Consider the following 22,558-nt stretch of genomic DNA (forward strand, 5'->3'; position numbering starts at 1 on the left):
TTCAAAAAAATATAACAGTGCTTTGGGTACAACAATATTTGCATTATTGGGTATCTACATAACTTTTATTGTTCTTGCTTTCTATAAAGACAATAATATATTGAAAGAACTGATTAAAGCTCAGGCTTCATTAGGCGGTTTATATGTGAACTTAATAGCGGTGGTTGGCGTGGCATATTCAAAATTTGCCAAAGAAATGTTTGTACATAGGAATGTGTATTGGTTGAGTCTTGCTGCATTTATTGTTGTGATTAGCATATTTGCACAGGCAAAAGGCTCGTTGGATAATACGATTGAGGATTTCTTGCAACCGATGTATATATCCTATATACTACAGATAATACTTGCAGGTATTATTTGGATGCTTGCCAGCCAACAGGAATATAAAGTTCAAATAAAGTATAAAAAGAAAACATAATATGGATTCACTTATTTTGATAGTTGTGTCAACATTGATATTTATGCCTTATATGATATATCAATATTGCCATAAAGGGAATAGAGAAAACAACAACTATGTTCAATTACACCAAGCAGAAGCAGGAACTACAAAAAGCATATTCAAAAGAAAAAATGATTTGATGCAATTGAAATATGTTAATGTAGAAGGTATCAATATGGATAAGAACCTTACTTATTTTATTGTTAAAAATCAATGTATGAAGCTTAAAGGTATTGCCGACGGTGATATTATTGGAGTCAAAATGTTTGATGGTAACTTTAGTCTGTCTTCTACAAAAGGTGAAATCTTATTGATATATCTTGATGATGAATATTTTAAAGGATTCAAGATTCGGGAACAGGGAGATTTGACTTTAGATGGAATGGCGTATGAGACTTTTCATTATAAAAACGGTAAGCAAACAAAATCTTCTAAACCACATTCGATAGAATCTATCAAAGGGGTTGTTGTCGAAGTACATGGCAGAGAATATGTTAGCTCTTGGTAATTCTTGATGAAATTAAAGGTGGTACTTTATTGTGCAAAGTACCACCTTTAGTTTCATCATTCGCTATCGTTCTGTTCTTCAATGTCAATCACTATATTTTGGATGTCTATATAACGCAAAATGATGAGTTTTTTTTAAGGGTGCTCTGCTTATGCGGGAAGCACCCAAAAGGACTGAGACATATTATCATGCCCCAGTCCTTAACGTATATAATTTCAGGTTTCAGTTTCGTTATTCTTCGCCAACCTTCTTGATTGTGCCATCCTCATTGTACTCTATCTCCACAACCTTCATGCTGCGGAGCCATGTACGACCGCCGCTTGGCTGGCTGTCGTGGTGGAAAAGGTACCATTTTCCCTTGTATTCCACGATAGAGTGATGGGTGGTCCATCCTACCACAGGGTCAAGGATGACGCCTTTGTAGGTGAAAGGACCGTAAGGGTTGTCGCCGACGGCATAGCAGAGATAGTGCGAATCGCCGGTGGAATAGCTGTAATAGTACTTGCCGTTGTACTTGTGCATCCATGAAGCCTCGAAGAATCTGTGAGGATTGTCAGCGGAAAGTTCCTCGCCGTTCTCATCAAGAATCATGATAGGCTTCGGTTCGTGGGCAAACTGCAGCACATCGTCCGTCATCTTTGCCACGCGAGGTGGGAGTGCTTTCTCGTTGCCTTCAGGGAGATGAGCGTTCTCAAGATGCTTGCCGTTGCGGTCGTAACGCTGTAGCTGTCCGCCCCAGATGCCACCGAAATAGCAGTAGACCTCACCGTCGTCGTCCTTGAATACACAAGGGTCGATGCTGTATGAGCCGCGTATCGGGTCAGGCTGTATTGCGAAAGGACCTTCAGGACTGTCAGCGACAGCCACGCCGAGGTGGAAGACGTCAGTTTGGTCCTTCATGCAGAAGATGAGGTAGTATTTGCCGTTCTTCTCGACAACATCGTTGTCCCACAATTGGCGTCCCGCCCAAGGGATGTCGTCGGTGGAGAAGAGCAGCCCGCAGTCCACCGCCTCGCCGTTATCCGGGTCGTCAATGCGGAAGACATGGTAGTCCTTCATGTTGAAATGGTCGCCGTTGTCATTCTCTTCTATGCCGCTTTCCCAGTCGTGGGAAGGGTAAACGTACAGCTTTCCGTTGAACACGTTTGCCGATGGGTCTGCCATATAGTCGGCAGGAAACAGATAGTGTGGTGTCTTAGACATGGTTGTAGTTTTTTTTGATTATGGGTCATGATGAATCATGATAAATCAGGTTGCATCTTGATGAATAATGATTCATCAACTTATTAAAGCTTAAACTTTCCGTCTCTTCCGAATGGGAGAGGGTAGTCGGTGCGTCCATGGATAGGGAAGTCGTTCTTCCACGATGTCGCGTCGGTAACTCCCCAGAATGTCACTCGCTTGACATGGTCAGAGTATTTGTTGACGAGTGCAAAGAGGTCTTTGTAACGCTTCTGCCATGCTTTCAGAGCTTTCTCCGGCACACCGTCCTTGTATGGGTCTTTGTCCGGAGTATACTGGAATCGTGTCGCGACATCAGCTCCCGTGTATGGATTAGGCAGGATTGATATGTCTGTTTCTGTCAGATGGATGTCGACTCCTGCAGCGATGAAAGCCTGCATTGACTTTTCATACTCCTTGAATTTAGGGAAGTCCATGCCGATGTGTGTCTGCATGCCGACAGCGTCTATGCGCAAGCCCTTGCTTTTAAGGCGTTTGATGAGGTTGACCACTGTAGCGCGTCTTCCCGGGGCTGCCATGGAGAAGTCGTTATAGTATAGCTCCACATTCGGGTCAGCCTCCATGGCGCATTTGAACGACCAGTCTATCCATTCCTCGCCAAGGATTTTGTAGAAGTCGTTGTTGCGGTAAGAACCGTCATCCTCGATTGCTTCGTTGACGACATCCCAGCCTTTGACGCGTCCGCGGTAGCGTCCGTAGACGGTGAAGATATAGTCGTGGATGTTCTTCTTCAGCTCTTCCTTTGACACAAGGTTGCCGTCCTTGTCGCGGCACATCCATTTTGCCAACTGCGTGTGCCACATTGGAGCATGTCCGATGACAGCCATGCCATATTTTTCAGCATATTCCATGAACTGGTCGGCAAGGACAAAGTCAAACTTGCCTTTCTCCGGACTGATGACTTCCGTCTTCATGCAGTTCTCAGCCGTAAGGCAGTTGAACTCTTTTGGGACGATAGCGCACTCGATGTCTATGTGCTTTCGTTCGCCGACAAGTTTGTAACTCGCCTTTTTGCTGTAATGAGGTTTCCCAAGGTCGTTTGCCACAACCCATTGGTTTACTGTGGCTCCGATGAGGATGTTCTTGTTAGGAATCAGTTTGCGCAACTGCATGTCCTGCGCGAATGACAGTTGTGCAAGTCCTGCAAGAATTAGAAGGCTTAGTTTTTTCATTTGTTTCGTTTTTCTATTTCAATGTTTATTTTGTCGATTACTTCGTCGGTAAGTTCATATTTTGATATGATGAACATGGCGAGAAGCAGAAGGATTGCCGGGATGACTGCCACAAGCCACAGGATTCCCTGCTCTGCTGTGGCTGTCTGCTCGACGGCATTGGTCTGGTCGAAACCCACCCAGGCGAGAACAAGACCCGGCACTACGCCACCGAGAGCCATACCTGCTTTGTAGAAGATGCCGGTCAGTGCGTTGACGATTCCGGAGATTCGCTTGCCTGTGGTGTACTCGCCGTAGGAGATAACCTCAGGAACAAGTGCCCACATATAGCCGGTTGCCACGATGACACCTGTCGATTTGACGAACTGTGCGACATAGACCAGCCACAACTGGGTCTTCAATGCCGGCACCATGGAGATGACATAGAGCATTGCCATGCCGACGATTGCGGTGCTGAGGAACACGTTGAACATGGCGCGCTTGCCTATCTTGCGCTTTATCCAAGGAACCATCGGCATGAAGATGAATGCCGGTATGGAGCCGAGTCCCATGAAAATCGCCATGTCGTCGCTTGTTCCGTGTACATTATATATCATGTAGTACGAGCCGGCGGAGTTGCCTACAGCCATCATTGCGAATGCTGTGATGAAGAAAAACGCCAGGATGCGCAGAGGCTTGTTGCGCACAAACTCTGTCCAAAGGTCACTGACCTTCACGTTGGCGGTCTCACTCTCGTCCATCACGACACGCTCCTTGCACTGTGAGAAGCAGAAGAAGAGTAGGCAAAGTCCCACGATGCCGTAGATAGCCATTGTCGTGAACCATGCTCCGGAGCTTTCCGCAGTGTTGGTTTTTCCGTCAGGAGAGAGTGCTGCAACCAACAGTGGGATGCCCGATGCGACAGCCAGTCCGCCACAGTTCGCCATGAACATGCGGACAGATGTCAATGTTGTTATTTCGTCAGTGTCACGTGTCAGCGATGCGTTCAGTGCACCGTAAGGCACGTTGATGAGGGTATAGAGCATGGACAGTGCCACGTATGTCACGTATGCATATAGCAATGAGCCTGAGAAGCCGTCCCAGAAGCACAGGATTGCGAAGCCTGTCAGCGGAATACCTGCAAGTACGAGGTACGAACGGTACTTTCCCAAGCGTGGATTGTGCTTGTCGACATACGTTCCAACCAATGGGTCCCAAAGCACATCGATGAGTCTGACGACAAGGAACATGAATGCAGCCTGTGCCGGGTCAAGACCATAGACATTGGTGTAGAACAGCAGAAGATACATGCATATCGTCTGATAGATGAGGTTTTGGGCAAGGTCACCGCTGCCGAATCCGATTCTTTGCAGCCATGAGAGTTTGTAGAACCCCTTGGCTTCCATAGATGTTGTGTCGCTCATATTGGTTTTTGTTATTGGTTTAAGTTATTGTTTGTGGGTGCGGACAGTATTGTCTGTATTGCAGGTGCTGTCAGTATTGTCAAAGAAGAACTACTGCCCCAAGCAAGATTCCATTACTTCCGCAGCATATTCGCCCATGATGCGGTAGCCTTCGGCGTTAGGGTGTAGCCAGTCCTCCTGCCATTCCTTGCGCAAAGCCTCAGGGTTTTTGCCGTCCCTTGTCAGCTTGTCGAAGTCGATGTATCCGTCAAAGTATCCGCTTTCACGAATCCAGAGGTTGACAATCTTGCGTCCGAGCTCATGCTCCGGCTTGTAGTAGTCATGCCCTTTGAACGGCATTATTGTCGCACCGTAGACCTTCATGCCAGCCTTTCGTGCCTTTGTCGCCATTTTCTTGTATGATTCGATGAGTTTTGTGGCAGTCTGCACACCGTCCTGGGAACATCCCAGATCGTTCACACCCTCAAAGATAATCAGTGTCTTCACACCTTTTTGTCCGAGGATGTCCCTGTCGAAACGCTTCACGGCAGCAGCACCGAGACCGTCCCACAGCACGCAGTTGCCGCCGATTCCAAGGTTAAGCACACCAATGTCCTTGCCTTTCTTCTGCAAAGCCTCTGCTAAGATGTCCGTCCAACGGTTCTGCATGTCCGTCGTACTGCCGCGTCCGTCAGTGATAGAGTTGCCGAGTACGGCGATAGAGTTGCCGTTTCCTTCGACTTCAAGTGCGGCAATGTTGTACCAATGCACGGCTTTCTCGGCATTGGTGAACTTGGTTTTAGGTTTTGATTCTCCTTTTATTATGTACGATGTGGTCCTTGAACCGTCGTGCAAGGTGGCCACTTCCGGCAGCCCGCTGCCATAGTTGATTGTTATGGTAAGTCGTTGCAGCGGCTTTAAATTATAGGATATAGGGTCGCAATAGACAGCCTTGCCCGGCTGGATGGTGACGTTGCGCTTCCCCTCGAAGGTCAGGTACCGTGCCGTTTTGGCATCTATGTCGCACGAATCCTTCCAGTCGGCTACATAAACCGACTTGATTTCCACCGGCACTGTGCAGTATTCGTTGCTCAGTTGGAGTCTCATCCTCTTGCCGCCGATGCTTGCGTGGATTACCTGCCGTACGGAACTTTGGCTCAGGTCAGTGCCACTGGCAGGCATTCTTTGTTTGTCCGATTTCACTACGGCTGTCGCCCATGTTCCCGTCCATTGCTGTGGCACATCCTGCGCCATGCCGAGGGCAGCAGTAAGGCTCATTGCCACGAGGAACGCTATTCTCTTTATCATATCAATGTTGTTTGTGTTATACATAGTTTTTATAATTCACTGCAAAATTAACACAATATATTATAATATCCTGTATCGTATGTTGCCAATAGTTTTTCTCATGTTTCATAATGTGTTTTTCTTATGTCCCAATTGCCTGTTTTTCATGTTTTTTGTATAATTTTGCATACATAAATTACAATTAATATGAGAAACATCATTTTTTTTCTTTTCGCTTTTTTTTGCGTGACAAAAGCAATCGCCGAAGACGGCAGCAGACTGTGGCTGAGGTTTGACAAGGCACAAAATCCTGCCAAGGTGGATGTGGCTTGCAAATCGGCAACGATGGACATCGCCGCCGGCGAACTATCTGACTATTGGCATGGAGGATCTGTGGCGCTGACCATTGACAAGTCGCTGCCGGATGACGACGGTTTCCGAATCAGTTCCACACCGGAAGGGGTGACAATCGCGTCCGCCACCGACGCAGGTGTGCTTTATGGTGTCTATGAACTGCTGCGGACAAAAGGCAGCGGAGTGTCCGGTGACTACAACGCTCCTGCTTTCAAGTTGCGTATCCTTAACCATTGGGACAATCCTGACGGCAGCATCGAGCGCGGATATGCCGGCAAAAGCATCTTCCGTTGGGAGGAGATTAACGATAAGAAGGGCACGATGTCGCAATGGATGCGTGACCATCTGACGGAATATGCACGTGCAAACGCGTCGATAGGCATAAACTGTGCGGTGCTGAACAATGTCAATGCGTCACCGAAAATGCTCACCACAGCATATATAAATAAGGTGAAGCTCATTGCGGATGTCCTCCGCCCGTATGGCATAAAGGTTTTTCTGTCCGTCAATTTCGGTTCGCCGAAGGCGTTGGGAGACACAAAGACGGCTGACCCTCTTGACGTGAATGTCGGGAAATGGTGGGCAAAGAAGGTTAAGGTGATATACCGTGCCATACCTGATTTCGGCGGTTTCCTTGTGAAAGCCAACTCCGAAGGGCAGCCGGGACCGGGCGATTACAACCGCACTCATGCCGAAGGAGCGAACATGCTGGCAGCGGCATTGAAGCCATACAACGGCATTGTCATGTGGCGTTCGTTCGTTTACGGCAACCACAAAGGGGAAGATCGTGTGAAGCAGGCCGTCAGTGAGTTCAAGAATCTTGACGGAAAGTTCATGGATAATGTCATTGTGCAGTGCAAGAACGGGCCTTTGGACTTCCAGCCTCGTGAGCCTTACGCCCCTATCTTTGACCAGATGAAGGCGACACCACTGATGCCTGAGTTCCAAATCACACAGGAATATCTCGGTCAGAGCCGTCACCTTGTCTATCTTGCACCGATGTGGAAAGAGTTTTTCGACTTTATTCCGAAAGAGCAGTTGCGTGCGATGACAGCCATAGCAGGCGTTGCGAACATCGGCGACGACACAAACTGGTGCGGTCATCACTTCTCACAAGCCAACTGGTATGCCTTCGGCAGACTGGCGTGGAATCCCGAACTGTCGTCCGAAGAGATAGCCGACGAGTGGCTGAGGCTGACATTCTGTGACAAGAAAGAGTTCCTTCTGCCGATGACCGAGGTGATGATGAGCAGTCGTGAGGCGTGTGTCGACTACATGATGCCTGTCGGTCTGCACCACATTTTCAAGGCCGACCACCATTACGGTCCCGAGCCTGACGGCAATCAGCCGCATTTCCCGATAGAGTGGCTGCCTATCTATTACCACAAGGCGGACGCCACAGGCATAGGTTTCAACCGTTCGTCTACGGGCACAAACGCCACGGAGCAGTACCGCGAGCCTTACCGCTCATTGTACGACAACATCGAAACATGCCCTGAGGAGTATCTCCTCTGGTTCCACCATGTCCCTTGGACGTACCGTCTGCGCAACGGTCGCAGCATTATGCACGAGCTGATTGTCCATTATGACATGGGCGTTTCGGAAGTTGAGCGTTATGTGGTGCAGTGGCAAGATATGCGCAAATACGTTGACAAACAGCGTTTTGAAGAAGTATCCTCCCGTCTTTCCCACCAGTTGGAGAATGCGAAAGAGTGGCGCGATGTGTGTACAAAATATTTCCAATCCATTGAACAAGACGCACTTTTGAAGCAAACGAAATGACAGTTGTTGTACTGTAGTGCATGGAATTGCAGTATGTTGTGAATAACGGTGACAGCCCGAAAGTAGCTTGTGCCTTCGGGCTGTTACCGTATCAGTAATATTGTTGTCCGAGAAAAATAAGCACCATATCTCATTGTGTGATATTTATTCCACTAAATCGTCACACTTTCTACGGTTTGTTTTTATAGATATTTCATAGCGTGACCATTTGTTCTTCCTAAGAAAAATATGAAAAGAATAAGAAAACTCACGCTTGAAACCCTCATTATATTTCGCGTAAAAATAAAATCCGTACAGAATTTTGGAAATTTTGCATGGATTTTGTGGTTTACAAAACTGTCTGTTAATCAGTGTGTTATCTTTGTATGCTATTTTGCTGAAGTTGAAAAACTCACCAAAGTGTACCATATTATGGGGCAAAAGACCGCACTTTATCATGCAAAAGCTAACGATTTGCCTTGCAAAACGATAGCAATCGCACTGCAAAAGGCTATCTTTCGCTTCCCTTTTCGTATTGAAAAGGTGGTAAAACTGACTTTTTTCACCCTACCAATCAACAAAAAACGTCACCTCATGCTGTATTTCGCCGATTATGATAAATAGGGCATTAGAAAACTCGTGCATATTTTGGGCATAGTTTTTTATGGAAAGCGTTTTTGTTTATTTTGGGTTTCATTGAGATAATTGTGACTATTCGCTGAGCCATAGAGGGGTAGTGGTAATACAATAACAGCCCGAAGGTTGCTTGAAAAACCTTCGGGCTGTTATTGTTTGTATGAAAAATGAGACAATGAGGTTAGTCTCTCAATGCTTTGATTTCTTGTACCGGCAGTCCTGATATTTGCGAGATGGTCTCATCATCCATGCCAAGTGAGAGCATACGGATGGCTGTTGCACGTTTCTCGGCATTTACGCCTTCCGTTCTTCCTTGTTCAATACCTTCGGCTCTTCCTTTTTTTAGTCCTTGTTCAAGTCCTCTTTCAAGTCCAAGGATATGCCCTTCGTACTGTGCGTTGTCAAGCACATTCCTCCAGTCTCGGTAGTTCTTTAAGCTCTCCTCGTACTCGTAAAGCTGTTGGCGCGACATCTTGGCAATCTCTGCCGTGCGGAAAAGACGTTCAAAGATGCGTTCCTGAAGTTCTATCGGTCTGTCGAGCAGTCGCGCCATGTTCTTCAGCACGAACAGCCATTTGTCCATTATGGTCGTGCATTCCCCGATGGTTTTCTTGAACTTAGGCATTTCAAGGAACACATAGGTCAGCTTGTCATAGAACACCTCGCCGGAGTTCTTGTCAATCAGTTGCACCTCATGGTGATAGTATTCCTCATCGTCGTCAAACTTGAAATCAAGTATTCCGACCGTATAGACAGCGGAAAGCTTGTAGTCCCACAACCCCTTCTTGCCTTGTTGGCGTATGGGGAAGGAAGAGTAGTAGACACACCTGTCCTTGAAGAACGCCTGCGCAGCCCTCTGCATTTCAACAATGACATAGCTGCCGTCGTCGCAATGGCAGTAAACGTCGAACACAGATTTCCTTTCCGACTCCGTGTCGCCAAGTTGTGCGGCATTGAGGTAAGTGATGTCATTGATTTTCTGCTCCATGGGCAACAGAGCGTTGAGGAATTCCAAAAGGTATTCCTTGTTGCATTCTGTGCCGAACAGCAGTTTGAATCCAAAGTCTGTATATGGATTGATGTATCTTGCCTCTTCTTCAAATGGTACCATAAGTGTCTGTGAATTAAACGTGTGAGAATGAATTTTGTGACAAAGATACGCTTTTTATTTCATTGTGCAAAGAAATGAATGTATTATTTTAGCAGAAAATGAAAAGATATATCTGTTATACATTATTTTCAGAAAATAATTGTACCTTTGTAACCGAAACCTAATACTACAACAGAATTTCGTTTGGCAACAAATGTACAACTTAGTAAGATTGTACAATAGTACGAAAATAAATACTTATATGAAAACATTCTTTTTTATATTGTTTTTGGTAATTATGCCTTATGCATCTTTCTCTCAAAGTCTGAGTTTCAGTTATGACAATGCAGGGAATCGTGTAAAAAGGGAGATAACAATGGCTGCGAAAGCATTGCCAAAGAAATCAGATACGACATACTATTCTGAAATGCTTTCAGAGAAGTACATCCGTATTTATCCGAATCCAACAAAAATGTATCTATATGATTACTTTATTCAAAATTGGACATTGCCCCCTGGCAACAAAGTATTTAGATAGTTAATAATTTAATCACACCAATGTTATGAAAGTTGATTTTTTTTTATCTTATTATTGGAAGGGGTTGGACGAAACTTTGAAAAAAAGTGATATAAGTGAAATTGAAAAACTCATGAAAGACTTTTTTGCGGATAAGACTTATTCCGAGAAAGTTGATACTTATAGTATTTCGCTGGTTTGCGTTATTTTTGATCCGGAATTTGATCGTATTTCACGTCCATACTATATTAGTGACAAAGTTCTCAATCCACCTAAAGGGTTGGAACTCTTAAGTCCTGTAAGGGTTGTCAAAGAATTTTGTTGTGAAATTCTTTTGGAGTTCACAGCATTTGCCTACACCTCCAAGGAAGAAGGCTACAACATTATAGCGCATACAGTCATGGAATTCCTTGAGAATCTGAAATATCCAGTTGCTATCCGCAAGAGTTTCGACAAAGAGCGTTTCAACAATGACATGCGTGAGTTCTTCCGCAGTATAGGGTGTGATGTTTGAAATGTCGTGACAGGGCAGTAAGGTGGCAATTCTCATTGCCGCATTACAGCCCCATTGCGCTATGTTGATAAGGATGTCGAGTCTTTTCTTGGTGTTTTAGCTATTATTGCCGGAGTTTACCTTGGTGGTGTTGCATCCAACCATGGTGAGCTGAATCCTTTTGCATGGAACTACAGTTCTCCTACGACTTACCTTGGCATGGCTTTCGGAGGACTGGCCGGAGGAGCATTGGCGAGCGGCGGGTTTGCGCTTGCCGGAACGGTTGCAACTCCTTATGTGTCTGCCGGTGTTACTGTTGCCGGAGCAGGACTTGGAGCCGGAGTGGGGACAGGTTGGAAGTATGATTTCCATTGGAGCACAGCCGCCGGCGGAGGTGGCGGCATACGAAACTATTCCACCGACCCAACGCCTGCAGTCGATGAGGCGATAGAGAATGCTTCATGGAACTTCCGTTCGTTCCAATATGCTACCACGGTTTCCATGGGATTGGTTGCTGATGATGTTACCGGATTATGGGTTGCTGACAATGTCCTTATAGCTGTTGCTTACGGTGTTGCGACCGCCGGTTTCATGTATGACAATGCGCAGCTGATAATGAAAAGGGATAAGGAAATAGAGGGTATAAGGAATCGTATATTCAAGCCTAATCAAGGCTTTACCTATGCCCTTGTGGCGACAAAAGATGGATATTATACAGATGTGCGAAAAGGAAGAACATATCTGCATACGGGTGATGTGTGGAAATATGGTGAGACAACAAATTATAAAAATAGGTATAATAATGAAATGTATAGGAATAACAATTTACACATGCTTGAATTGTTTCGTGGAAATCAAATGACTATTAAGATAATGGAAAAATACTTTATTTATGGATATGTTCTTGTTAACAGAGAATTACCACCAGGAAATAGAATATTTAGATAATACATTATTCAAAAACAGATATTATCATGGAAATGAAATTAAGTATGTTTTATGTTTCTTTAGTTTTAGGTAGAACAGGTAAAGTGGCAGAAATAGAGGAAATTGGAAAATTAATGTTGGAGTATTTTAAAGACAAGTCTTATTCGGAAGATGTAGAGATATATGAAATTGATTTAACCTGTATAGGTGATGAATGGGATAAAAAGATGGTTGCTCGCCCCAAATATTATCGTGATAAAACGATTACTCCTCCTAAGGGAATGGAATATTTTGATTCGATTCGTATTGTAAGAAAATACATTTGTGGCATAGCTTTGGACAAATCATTTGCCTACACCTCCAAGGAGGAAGGTTACAACATCATAGCACATACAGTCATGGACTTCTTGGAACAGCTGAAATATCCAATCGCTATCCGCAAGAGTTTCGACAAAGAGCGTTTCAACAATGACATGCGTGAGTTCTTCCGCAGTATAGGGTGTGATGTTTGAAATGTCGTGACAGGGCAGTAAGGTGGCAATTCTCATTGCCGCATTACAGCCCCATTGCGCTATGTTGATAAGGATGGCGAGTCTTTTCTTGGTGTTTTGGCTATTATTGCCGGAGTTTACCTTGGTGGTGTTGCATCCAACCATGGCGAGCTGAATCCTTTTGCATGGAACTACCGTTCTCCTACTACTTACCTTGGCATGGCTTTTGGCGGACTGACCGGAGGCGCATTGGCAAGTGGTGGGTTTGCGCTTGCCGGAACCGTTGCGACTCCTTATGTGTCTGCCGGTGTTACTGTTGCCGGAGCAGGACTTGGAGCCGGAGTGGGGACAGGCTGGAAGTATGATTTCCATTGGAGCACAGCCGCCGGCGGAGGTGGCGGCATACGAAACTATTCCACCGACCCAACGCCTGCGGTCGAAGAAGCGATAGAGAATGCTTCATGGAACTTCCGTTCGTTCCAATATGCCACCACGGTTTCCATGGGATTGGTAGCCGATGATTTAACGGGAATCGGAATTGGAGACAATGTCCTTATACCTGCCGCTTATGGTGTTGCTGCATTCGGTTTCATGTATGACAATAGGGAATTGGTAATGAAAAGAGATAGAGAAATAGCCGGCATAATGCGTAGAGTGTTCAAAAATAATCAGGAAGGTATAACCTATGCCCTTGTTGCAACTAAAGATGGATATTATGCAGATGTGCGAAAAGGGAAAACCTATCTGCATACGGGTGATGTGTGGAAATATGGGGAAACTATTAATGGAGGAAAAAGGTATTCTAAGAATGAGATTGATAATAGATTGATTATGAAGCCTCTATACTGGGGTAATCAAATGGAAATAAAGATTAAAGAAAAAATGTACATATACCAATATGTTATAGATAATGGGCATTTGCCTCCAGGAAATAAAATTTTTAGATAAAAATATGAAAATAGAGTTATTTATAAATCCAACATCTTTAGATGTGAAAGAATCATCAAAATTTGCAGAGATTAATGAATTGAACGAGCTGATGACAAAACATTTTATTGAATTGTCTTATTCAAAAGCTGTTGAAAACTATTCCATCGGCATGATATGTGTAAGGAATGAATTCTTATTCTTCTTCACACCTCACAAACCAAAGTATTATAAAGAAAAAATCTTTAGTGAAAAAGAAACAATTGTTGTGACAGATGAACCTTTACGGTGGTATAAGCAGCTGAACTGTGAACTGATTTTGGATTTTAATGAATTTTGTAATTCATCCAAACAAGAAGGCTACAATATTATTGCACATACTGTCATGGACTTCTTGGAACAGCTGAAATATCCAGTTGCTATCCGCAAGAGTTTCGACAAAGAGCGTTTCAACAATGATATGCGTGAGTTTTTCCGCAGCATAGGGTGTGATGTGTGAACTTTGTTGTGTGTTTTTATAATTTCAACTGTTATTTAAATTTAAAAAACATGCTTTCGCGTGTACATGTATGCGCGTATGTATTTAAAAAGTTGTACCTTTGCAGTCCGATTATGCCTGGAGGTTTTCTTAGAGCCTCCATGTGTCGTAGTGTTAATAGTCATGCATTTGGCCGTGCATGGCGGTTAGGGAATCTCGGCACAGAAGAAAGTTTTTTAGTAGTAATATTTTAATCAAAGAAATGAACACTTTAAGTTACAAGACTATTTCCGTAAACAAGGAGACAGCAAAGAAGGAGTGGGTTGTGGTTGACGCAACAGACCAGGTGGTTGGTCGCCTCGCTTCTAAGGTAGCTAAGCTCATCCGCGGTAAGTACAAGCCAACTTTCACCCCTCACGTAGATTGTGGTGACAATGTAATCATCATCAACGCCGCTAAGGTCGTTTTCACCGGCAAGAAGGAGACTGACAAGGTCTACACTCGTTACACAGGCTATCCTGGAGGTCAGCGTTTCACTACTCCTGCACAGCTCCGTACAAAGAAGGACGGTGTGGACAAGATGCTCCGTCATGCAGTGAAGGGCATGCTCCCAAAAGGCCCGCTCGGCCGTCATCTCTTGAACAACCTCTACATCTATGAGGGAACAGAGCACCAGCAGCAGGCTCAGCAGCCAAAGGCTATTGATATTAACCAGTACAAATAATTAGCAGGTAAAGATGGAACAGATTAATGCACTCGGTCGCCGTAAGAGCTCTGTAGCTCGTGTGTATCTCACAGAAGGTACAGGCAAGATCACAATCAACAAGAAGGATTTGACACAGTACTTCCCATCAGCTATCCTCCAGTACGTGGTTAAGCAGCCACTGCAGCTCCTTGAGGTGGCAGAGAAGTATGACATTAAGGCTAACCTTGACGGTGGCGGCTTCACAGGCCAGAGCCAGGCTCTCCGCCTTGCTATCGCACGCGCACTCGTTAAGATTAACGCTGACGACAAGAAGGCTCTCCGCGCAGCAGGCTTCATCACACGTGACGCTCGTTCTGTTGAGCGTAAGAAGCCGGGTCAGCCAAAGGCACGCCGTCGCTTCCAGTTCTCTAAGCGTTAAATTGGGATTGCCCATATTGTTATATATAATAGTAAAGGCTTCGCAAAAGAGAACAGCAGTTTAGTATCTAAACCGGTGAGACCCGCAAGGCTACTCGTCGGCTGATTCTAACCAAAGAATTAAAAAAGAACGTAAACAAACAAAGAAAAATGGCAAGAACAAATTTTGACCAGTTACTCCAGGCAGGCTGTCATTTCGGACACCTCCGCCGCAAGTGGAATCCGGCTATGGCTCCTTACATCTTCATGGAGCGCAATGGCATTCACATCATAGATTTGCACAAGACTGTTGCAATGACAGACACTGCTGCAGAGGCTCTCAAGCAAATCGCAAAGTCAGGAAAGAAAATCCTGTTCGTCGCTACTAAAAAACAGGCTAAGGACATTGTTGCCGAGAAGGCTGCAAGCGTAAACATGCCATACGTTAACGAGCGTTGGGCCGGTGGTATGCTCACCAACTTCCCTACCATACGTAAGGCTATCAAGAAAATGACGAACATCGACAAGATGATGGCTGACGGCACATTCTCAAACCTCTCTAAGCGTGAGCTCCTCCAGATTTCACGCCAGCGTGCTAAGCTTGAGAAGAACCTCGGCTCTATCGCTGACCTGACACGTCTCCCTTCTGCACTCTTCGTTATCGACGTTGCCAAGGAGCATATCGCTATCGCTGAGGCACAGCGTTTGGGAATCCCTGTATTCGCTATCTGCGATACAAACTCTGACCCTAATAAGGTTAATTTCCCAATCCCTGCAAACGACGACGCTAAGGACTCTATCAACGCTATCCTCGGTGCTTGCTGCCAGGCAATCGCAGAGGGTCTTGAGGAGCGCAAGGCTGAGAAGGCTGACGAGAAAGCTGCTGCTGAGCAGGCAGAGGAAGCTGCTGAGGGCAAGAAGCGCGCAGGTCGTGCACGCAAGGCTGAGGCAGAAGCTGCTGCAGAGTAATATTATTTCAAAAGAACACAGATGTAAAGATGCAAAACCGCTTTGCATCTTTACATCTTATTAACCCTTTAAATACAAGAAATACAATGGCTGTATCAATGGAAGACATCAAGAAGCTCCGCACCATGACAGGTGCCGGTCTTGCTGATGTTAAGAAGGCTCTCACAGAGGCTGAGGGCGATATGGACAAGGCTAAGGATATCCTCCGCCAGAAGGGTCAGGCTATCGCTGCAAAGCGTGCTGACCGTGAGACATCTAACGGTTGTGTACTCGCAAAAGTAGGTGAGGGCTTCGCTGCTATCATCGCTTTGAAGTGTGAGACAGACTTCGTTGCAAATGGCGCAGACTATATCAAACTGACACAGGACATCCTCGATGCTGCTGTTGCAGCAAAGGCAAAGTCTGTTGAGGAAGTGTCTGAACTCGTTCTTGCTAACGGACAGAAGGTTGCTGATGCTGTAGTTGAGCGCTCTGGCGTTACAGGCGAGAAGATGGAACTCGACGGATACATGTTCCTTGAGGGTGACAACATCGACGCTTACAACCACATGAACCGCAACGGTCTCTGTACACTCGTGCAGACCAACAAGCCGGCTGCTGAGCCGGCTCACGCTGTTGCAATGCAGGTTGCAGCTATGAACCCTGTTGCTCTTGATGAGAAGTCTGTACCACAGGCTACTATCGACGAAGAGTACAATGTTGCTGTAGAGAAGTCTAAGCAGGAGCAGGTTCAGAAGGCTGTTGAGAACGCACTGAAGAAAGCAGGTATCAATCCTGCACACGTTGACTCTGAGGATCACATGGAGTCAAACATGGGCAAAGGCTGGATTACTGCTGAGGATGTTGCCAAAGCAAAGGAAATAATCGCTACAGTTTCTGCAGAGAAGGCAGCAAGCCTCAACATGCAGATGATTGAGAACATCGCAAAGGGTCGTGTCAACAAGTTCTTCAAGGAGTGCTGTCTCCTCAACCAGGAGTTCATCCAGGACTCTAAGCAGACAGTGGCACAGTACCTCCAGGCTGCAGACAAGGATCTTACTGTGGTCGCTTTCAAGCGTTTCACTCTTCAGGCAGACTAATAAGTCCTTGAGGATTCCAATAGATACTGCCTTTGTGGGCAGGGCTGCGGAATCTGTTTTGTTGAGTTTTTAAGGGTTGGAATCCTTTGGTTTCCACCTTGTTGAAACAACATATCCGCGTCAGTGCCATACTCGGTACTGGCGCTTTTTTCATTGTTATGAAGATATTTGCAGTGGGCATGAACTATGCCCTACACAATAAAGAGATAAAAACTGCGTTATTACAACAGAGTGCGAGTGATTCCGCAGAGCGCAATCCTGTCATTTTCACCAAGGCAGACTCAGCTCTGTTGAAGGATGGCAAGCCGTTTTTCCTTCCGGAGTTCATGGGGCAGGTGGACTATGAGACAGAACTTGTGGTGCGTATCTGCCGCCTTGGGAAGAGCATTCCGGAGCGTTTCGCCCACCGTTACTACGATGCTGTGACGGTAGGCATAGATTTCACTGCACGTGAGTTGCAGAAAAAACTGCGTGATGAGGGACAGCCGTGGGAGATATGCAAAGGCTTTGACGGCTCGGCTGTTATCGGAGAATTTGTAGAGAAAGAAAAGTTTCTTGACATTCAGGGCATACATTTCAACCTTGACATTGACGGCAGCACAGTGCAGGAAGGATGCTCTTCGGAGATGATTCATACTGTTGACCATCTGATAGCGTACATCTCGCAGTACTTTACATTGAAGACAGGCGACCTTCTTTATACTGGCACTCCGGCAGGTGTTGGACCTGTGAGCATAGGCAACCACCTTGAAGGCTATATAGAAGGGCGCAAAGTCCTTGATTTCCACGTGAAATAAAAATTACAGAATTATGAAAGTGGCACGCTACATATTGATTATATTGTTTGTTCTGACAGCGGAAGCAGTCGGAGCACAGCGATTCTTTAACCTTACGGCAGAGGATGTCAATGTTGATTCCATACTTCCGAAGGTCAACCACAGTATGCCGTTGCCGCTTGACTATGAGGATTCTGTATATGTCTGTGAGATTCTTTATCCGGAATTTTTGGAGATGTCACAGAAGGATATAGACAGTTACAGCCGTCTGTCAGGAGAAATCCCACCTTCGCTTCCTGAGGTGGAGCAAACCGTCATTGTCAACAAGAAGCGCCCTTATATGCTTTTCTCACTGACGCCGGTGGTCTTCCATAACGGGAAATACCGTTTCCTTGTCAGTTTTATGCTGAAGGTTGAAACTTTCCCGAAAGCAGATTCAGGCAAGGCAAAGAGCAATATGCGCCAGCGTTCCTCGTCTGTAGAACTTGATGCGATAGGACGCTATGCCACCCATTCTGTGCTGAAGGAAGGAACATGGGCAAAGATTGCAGTACCGTCAACAGGGTTCTACCAACTCACCGATAATGTTGTGAAACGGGCAGGGTTCACCGATATAAACAAGGTGAAGATTTACGGCTATGGCGGAAATCTTGTGCCTGAGGTGCTTTCGCCGGACTATATCACGAAAACGGATGATTTGCAGGAAGTTCCTTCATGCATTGTCAATGGTAGACGCTTGTTTTTTGCCAAGGGGCCGGTGTCATGGGACAGCACAACATCCAATGTCAGAACTCGAAATCCGTATTCCTCAAAAGGCTATTATTTCATCACCCAGACAGATGAAGAGCCACTGTTGGTTAGTGATGCAGAGCTGTTGGAAGCCAATTATCCTATTGCCGACGACTATCACAGTCTTTATGAGGTCGATGAATATGCGTGGTATGAAGGGGGGAGGAACCTTGTTGAAGCTGCACAAATAGCTCTTGGCAGTAGCAAGACATATTATTTGGACACACTGGGAGACGACACTTCCGGAGTGCTGACTGCTTGTGTCACGGCAGGGACAAACAGCACATTCCGCCTGACGGTCAACGGCAAAGAATATCAGGAGACAACAATCTCCCTGTCACAGTATGACAAGGCGATGTTCACCACAGTGACATACAATGTGAATACACATCCTACTGACACCGTAACGCTGACATGCCTTTCCGGAGGACCGTTGCGTCTTGACTATCTCTCCCTCCGCACATCAACTCCGCGCCCTGCTCCGGACTTGCAGAACGGGACATTCCCTTCGGCAGAGTATGTCTATCGTATCATGAACCAGGATCATCATGGCGACTCAATAGTCGATATGACAATAATCATACCGACATCCCAAACCTTGCTGGCTCAGGCAACACGCATTAAAGAGCATCACGAAAAGCATGACGGACTATCTGTCCGCATTGTTCCTGCTGACGAACTGTACAATGAGTTCTCAAGCGGAACGCCTGATGTCTCAGCATACCGCCGTTACATGAAGATGCTCTATGACCGTGGCGATGAGGAGAAATCTCCGAAATACCTTCTCCTTTTCGGTGACAGCAAGTGGGACAACCGCCTTCTCTCATCAGGATGTAGAGGCATAAATGCTGACAATCTGCTGCTTTGCTATGAGAGTGAGAACTCATACAATGCAGAAAACTGTCTCGTTTCCGATGATTTCATCGCCATGCTTGATGATAATGAATATATCGGAAATGGCTATAATAACTATACCGGAACTCCTGACATTGCGATAGGAAGATTCCCGGTAACGACACCCGGTGAAGCGAAAATCCTTGTCGATAAGACAATCTCCTATGCCGAAAACAAAAATGTCGGCGACTGGCAGAACATCATGATGTTCCTTGGGGATGACGGAGACAACAATCTGCACATGACTGACATTAACTCCGTAGCTGACAGTATCATCAAGGATTTTCCGGGCTACAATGTCAAAAAGGTGTATTGGGACGCTTATAAACGCACAATGTCATCCACAGGAAACCGCTATCCTGAGGTAGAGAACATCATAAAGACACAGCAGAAGAACGGTGCACTGATTATGGATTATGTAGGTCACGGCGCACCGGAGTCCATCTCCCATGAGTATGTGCTGCGCCTTACAGACTTTGCGGACTTCCGTAACACAAACCTTCCTTTATGGATAACAGCCTCATGTGATGTCGGACCGTTTGACGGAAATACCTCCACGATAGGCGAGACGGTAATCCTGAATGAGAAAGGTGGTGGCGTTGCGTTTTTCGGCACAACGCGCACAGTGCTGGCTTTCTACAACAAATACATGAACGATGAATTCCTGAAAGCCCTGCTTACCGTAAAGAACGGTAAGCGCACAACCTTGGGCGAGGCTAACATGATTGCAAAAACGCAGCTCGCAACATTAGGTCTTGACAGGACGAAGAACAAGCACCATTATTCATTGCTTGGCGACCCTGCACTCGCTCTTAACGTGCCATTATACAAATGTGTTGTTGACAGCATCAACAACGCTGACCTTGCACGTGGTGAAATGCCGACAATCCGCGCCAATGGCAAAGTGCGTGTCGTGGGACATATCTCAAAAGACGGAGAAGCCGTGGACGATTTTGACGGACGAATCTCTGTGATGATACGCGACAATGCCGAACAGCTTACAACGTTGGGGAACTCAGACGACTCGCCATTCAAATACACTGACCGCACGAAAGTCCTCTATTCCGGAACCGACAGTGTGCGAAAAGGAAAGTTTGTGGTCAATTTCGCTGTTTCAAAGGACATAAACTACTCTGACAAAAACGGTCTTGTGACAATGTTCGCCTACAACAGTGATGCGTCAAAGGTTGCCAATGGAGAGACAGACAGGTTCCTTGTCGGAGGCACAGAAGAGGTGTTCAATGACTCCATAGGTCCTTCCCTGTACTGCTACCTTAACTCTCCGATGTTTGTCAATGGCGGAAATGTCAACTCCACTCCGTACTTTGTTGCAGAGATTAGGGACAACAACGGCATCAACGCCTCAGGTGCCGGTATCGGTCATGACATGCAGCTGACCATAGACAATGACGCCGCAATGACCTACAACCTCAATGACAGTTTCCTGTATGATTTCGGAACATACACTTCCGGTGCAGTGCATTTCAGCATACCGGAGTTGAGTGAGGGGCGCCATACTCTCCGTTTCCGTGCTTGGGACATATTGAACAATCCGTCCACGACAACCTTGTCGTTCAATGTCGTGAGAGGACTTGACCCGAACTATCTTGATGTCACAACCACAAAGAACCCTGTCCGCGAACTGACCACGTTCATTGTCTCTCACGACCGTGCAGGCTCTCCTGTCGACATAGACATCGAAATCTTTGACATGAGCGGGCGTCTGCTGCACAGAATCTCAGAAACAGCCGGCTCAGACATAGCTGCCTCACGCCTGGATTGGGACGGCTGCACCTCCGATGGCTGTCGTCTGGCTACAGGAGTCTATCTCTATCGTGCCCGACTCTCCAGCGACGGCGGTTCAAGAACAACAAAGGCGAAGAAGATTGTCATACTTGACGACTGATGCCTTCCGCACAAAGCCCTCTGCATGAAGCATGCATGTTTTCGTGTGACAGTGCCATAACAATGCGAGGATAAATACCTTTAACAAGCAAACAAAACACTATACAATAATGACAAAGAAAACAGTCACGTTACTACTGCTTTTCCTTGCGGTTCTGACAGCCTCTGCTCAAGATGAAAAGCGTAACATGTTTAACCCTATCCATACAGCCCTTGTCTCCCAGACCATTGCGCCTGACGCCCGTGGTGGCGGTTTGGGTGATGTCGGAGCGGCAACAGACCCGGATGTGGCCTCACAGTACTGGAACCCGGCAAAATATCCGTTCTGCATCTCAAGGGCAGGAGTCTCCCTGAACTATACTCCATGGTTGCGCCAGCTTGTGGGAGATATGGATATCGCTTACCTTGCAGGTTACTACCGTATAGGCGACTATTCCGCCATCTCTGGCTCTATCCGCTATTTCTCGCTTGGTGAGGTTTTTTTCAGCGATACTGACGAAGGCATGTCCATAAAGCCTTACGAGATGTCTCTCGATGTGGCATACTCCATGATGCTCAGTGAGAAATTCTCCCTTGCAGCTGCCGTCCGCTACCTCCGTTCCGACATGTCTTACAGCCAGACAGAGGAGACATCTGCCTCAGGAGCATTCGGTGCAGACATCGCCTGCTACTATCAGGATTACATCAATCTTGGAAGCCGTGAGTGCCAGCTCGGCCTTGGTCTGAACGTCTCCAATATCGGTTCAAAAATCACTTTCGGAGGCTCTACACGCTCGGAATTCATCCCTACAAACCTCCGACTCGGTGCTTCCTTGATGATACCTATCAATGAGTACAACCGTTTCACCATCGCCGCCGATGCCAACAAACTGCTTGTGCCGTCTTATCCGTCAATGGCGAAATACGAGGAGGCAAAAGCCAATGGCGAGACAACGGCGGCGACGCTTGACGAATATGCCGATGAGGTGTATTACGACATAGGTTCAATCTCCGGAATGTTCAAGAGTTTCTCCGACGCTCCCGGCGGTTTCAAGGAGGAACTTGATGAGATTCAGTGGAGTATCGGTGCGGAATATGTCTACAATGACAAGTTTTCTCTCCGTGCAGGCTACCACCATGAGGCAGAAAGCAAAGGCAACAGAAAGTACTATACTGTCGGTGCGGGCTTCAGAATGAATGTCTTCTCGCTCGATGTGGGCTATGTCGTCTCCAAGGCGAATAGCAGTCCGCTTGACCAGACATTGCGCTTCTCACTTGCATTCGACATGGACGGAATAAAGGATTTGTTTGGCAGACGCTAATGTTTCTGCCGAACAAATCCTTTTTTATTTGCACTT

22 protein-coding genes are annotated in these 22,558 nt (G+C 46.2%); 17 read left to right on the top strand and 5 right to left on the bottom strand.

What is annotated here, in order from left to right:
- Positions 1 to 22 precede the first annotated feature (22 nt).
- Both E5358_RS12460 and E5358_RS12465 read left to right on the top strand, forming a co-directional pair.
- Positions 23 to 418, top strand: a complete 396-nt coding sequence (locus E5358_RS12460; protein ID WP_135940505.1) for a hypothetical protein — start codon at positions 23 to 25, stop codon at positions 416 to 418.
- A gap of 1 nt (position 419) precedes the next feature.
- On the top strand, positions 420 to 950 hold the full coding sequence (locus tag E5358_RS12465; RefSeq protein WP_135940506.1) for a hypothetical protein: 531 nt from the start codon (positions 420 to 422) through the stop codon (positions 948 to 950).
- 231 nt (positions 951 to 1,181) lie between these two features.
- Here E5358_RS12465 and E5358_RS12470 read toward each other — a convergent pair whose 3' ends face one another.
- The 4 genes from E5358_RS12470 to E5358_RS12485 all read right to left on the bottom strand — a co-directional run bounded on the left by E5358_RS12470 (position 1,182) and on the right by E5358_RS12485 (position 6,054).
- Complete coding sequence (locus E5358_RS12470) at positions 1,182 to 2,153, bottom strand: glycoside hydrolase family 43 protein (RefSeq protein ID WP_135940507.1); 972 nt, start codon at positions 2,151 to 2,153, stop codon at positions 1,182 to 1,184.
- 83 nt (positions 2,154 to 2,236) lie between these two features.
- The gene (locus E5358_RS12475; protein WP_135940508.1) at positions 2,237 to 3,364 is read right to left on the bottom strand and encodes an endo-1,4-beta-xylanase; all 1,128 of its coding nucleotides are present in this window, start codon (positions 3,362 to 3,364) and stop codon (positions 2,237 to 2,239) included.
- A complete protein-coding gene (locus E5358_RS12480) occupies positions 3,361 to 4,767 on the bottom strand; it encodes an MFS transporter (RefSeq protein ID WP_135940509.1) in 1,407 nt (468 codons plus the stop codon). The genes E5358_RS12475 and E5358_RS12480 overlap by 4 nt, the downstream gene beginning before the upstream one ends.
- A gap of 90 nt (positions 4,768 to 4,857) precedes the next feature.
- Entirely contained in the window at positions 4,858 to 6,054 is a 1,197-nt protein-coding gene (locus E5358_RS12485; RefSeq protein WP_168354669.1) for an SGNH/GDSL hydrolase family protein, read from the bottom strand.
- 186 nt (positions 6,055 to 6,240) lie between these two features.
- Between E5358_RS12485 and E5358_RS12490 the strand changes: the two genes are divergently transcribed.
- Together E5358_RS12490 and E5358_RS12495 are read left to right on the top strand one after the other, a co-directional pair.
- Complete coding sequence (locus E5358_RS12490) at positions 6,241 to 8,169, top strand: alpha-glucuronidase (RefSeq protein WP_135940510.1); 1,929 nt, start codon at positions 6,241 to 6,243, stop codon at positions 8,167 to 8,169.
- Positions 8,170 to 8,397: 228 nt separating this feature from the next.
- Positions 8,398 to 8,772, top strand: a complete 375-nt coding sequence (locus E5358_RS12495; RefSeq protein WP_135940511.1) for a hypothetical protein — start codon at positions 8,398 to 8,400, stop codon at positions 8,770 to 8,772.
- Between the two features lie 193 nt (positions 8,773 to 8,965).
- Here E5358_RS12495 and E5358_RS12500 read toward each other — a convergent pair whose 3' ends face one another.
- Positions 8,966 to 9,895 (bottom strand): Rpn family recombination-promoting nuclease/putative transposase, encoded by a 930-nt coding sequence (locus E5358_RS12500; RefSeq protein WP_135940512.1) that lies wholly within the window; start codon positions 9,893 to 9,895, stop codon positions 8,966 to 8,968.
- A 241-nt stretch (positions 9,896 to 10,136) separates the two neighbouring features.
- On the opposite strand from E5358_RS12500, the gene E5358_RS12505 reads away from it, so the two are divergent.
- The 13 genes from E5358_RS12505 to porV all read left to right on the top strand — a co-directional run bounded on the left by E5358_RS12505 (position 10,137) and on the right by porV (position 22,522).
- A complete protein-coding gene (locus E5358_RS12505; RefSeq protein WP_135940513.1) occupies positions 10,137 to 10,412 on the top strand; it encodes a hypothetical protein in 276 nt (91 codons plus the stop codon).
- Between the two features lie 25 nt (positions 10,413 to 10,437).
- Positions 10,438 to 10,905 carry a hypothetical protein gene (locus tag E5358_RS12510; RefSeq protein ID WP_135940514.1) on the top strand — a complete coding sequence of 156 codons (468 nt, stop codon included), beginning with the start codon at positions 10,438 to 10,440 and terminating at the stop codon, positions 10,903 to 10,905.
- 54 nt (positions 10,906 to 10,959) lie between these two features.
- Positions 10,960 to 11,832: a hypothetical protein gene (locus tag E5358_RS12515; RefSeq protein WP_135940515.1), complete on the top strand. Its 873-nt coding sequence runs from the start codon at positions 10,960 to 10,962 to the stop codon at positions 11,830 to 11,832.
- Between the two features lie 26 nt (positions 11,833 to 11,858).
- Positions 11,859 to 12,323, top strand: a complete 465-nt coding sequence (locus E5358_RS12520; protein WP_135940516.1) for a hypothetical protein — start codon at positions 11,859 to 11,861, stop codon at positions 12,321 to 12,323.
- Between the two features lie 54 nt (positions 12,324 to 12,377).
- Entirely contained in the window at positions 12,378 to 13,250 is an 873-nt protein-coding gene (locus tag E5358_RS12525; RefSeq protein WP_135940517.1) for a hypothetical protein, read from the top strand.
- Positions 13,251 to 13,254: 4 nt separating this feature from the next.
- Positions 13,255 to 13,728, top strand: coding sequence for a hypothetical protein (locus tag E5358_RS12530; protein WP_135940518.1), 474 nt, complete (start codon positions 13,255 to 13,257; stop codon positions 13,726 to 13,728).
- A gap of 241 nt (positions 13,729 to 13,969) precedes the next feature.
- Complete coding sequence (gene rplM / locus E5358_RS12535; protein WP_135940519.1) at positions 13,970 to 14,431, top strand: 50S ribosomal protein L13; 462 nt, start codon at positions 13,970 to 13,972, stop codon at positions 14,429 to 14,431.
- A gap of 13 nt (positions 14,432 to 14,444) precedes the next feature.
- Entirely contained in the window at positions 14,445 to 14,831 is a 387-nt protein-coding gene (gene rpsI, locus E5358_RS12540) for a 30S ribosomal protein S9 (protein ID WP_135940520.1), read from the top strand.
- A gap of 149 nt (positions 14,832 to 14,980) precedes the next feature.
- Positions 14,981 to 15,778: a 30S ribosomal protein S2 gene (gene rpsB, locus E5358_RS12545; protein ID WP_135940521.1), complete on the top strand. Its 798-nt coding sequence runs from the start codon at positions 14,981 to 14,983 to the stop codon at positions 15,776 to 15,778.
- An 86-nt stretch (positions 15,779 to 15,864) separates the two neighbouring features.
- Positions 15,865 to 16,857 carry a translation elongation factor Ts gene (gene tsf / locus E5358_RS12550; protein ID WP_135940522.1) on the top strand — a complete coding sequence of 331 codons (993 nt, stop codon included), beginning with the start codon at positions 15,865 to 15,867 and terminating at the stop codon, positions 16,855 to 16,857.
- 158 nt (positions 16,858 to 17,015) lie between these two features.
- A complete protein-coding gene (locus tag E5358_RS12555) occupies positions 17,016 to 17,654 on the top strand; it encodes a fumarylacetoacetate hydrolase family protein (protein ID WP_135940523.1) in 639 nt (212 codons plus the stop codon).
- 13 nt (positions 17,655 to 17,667) lie between these two features.
- Entirely contained in the window at positions 17,668 to 21,222 is a 3,555-nt protein-coding gene (gene porU / locus E5358_RS12560) for a type IX secretion system sortase PorU (protein WP_277821296.1), read from the top strand.
- A 109-nt stretch (positions 21,223 to 21,331) separates the two neighbouring features.
- Positions 21,332 to 22,522, top strand: coding sequence for a type IX secretion system outer membrane channel protein PorV (gene porV / locus E5358_RS12565; RefSeq protein WP_135940524.1), 1,191 nt, complete (start codon positions 21,332 to 21,334; stop codon positions 22,520 to 22,522).
- Positions 22,523 to 22,558 lie beyond the last annotated feature (36 nt).

It is taken from the genome of Palleniella muris, from assembly GCF_004792655.1.
Classification (GTDB): Bacteria; Bacteroidota; Bacteroidia; order Bacteroidales; family Bacteroidaceae; genus Prevotella; species Prevotella muris_A.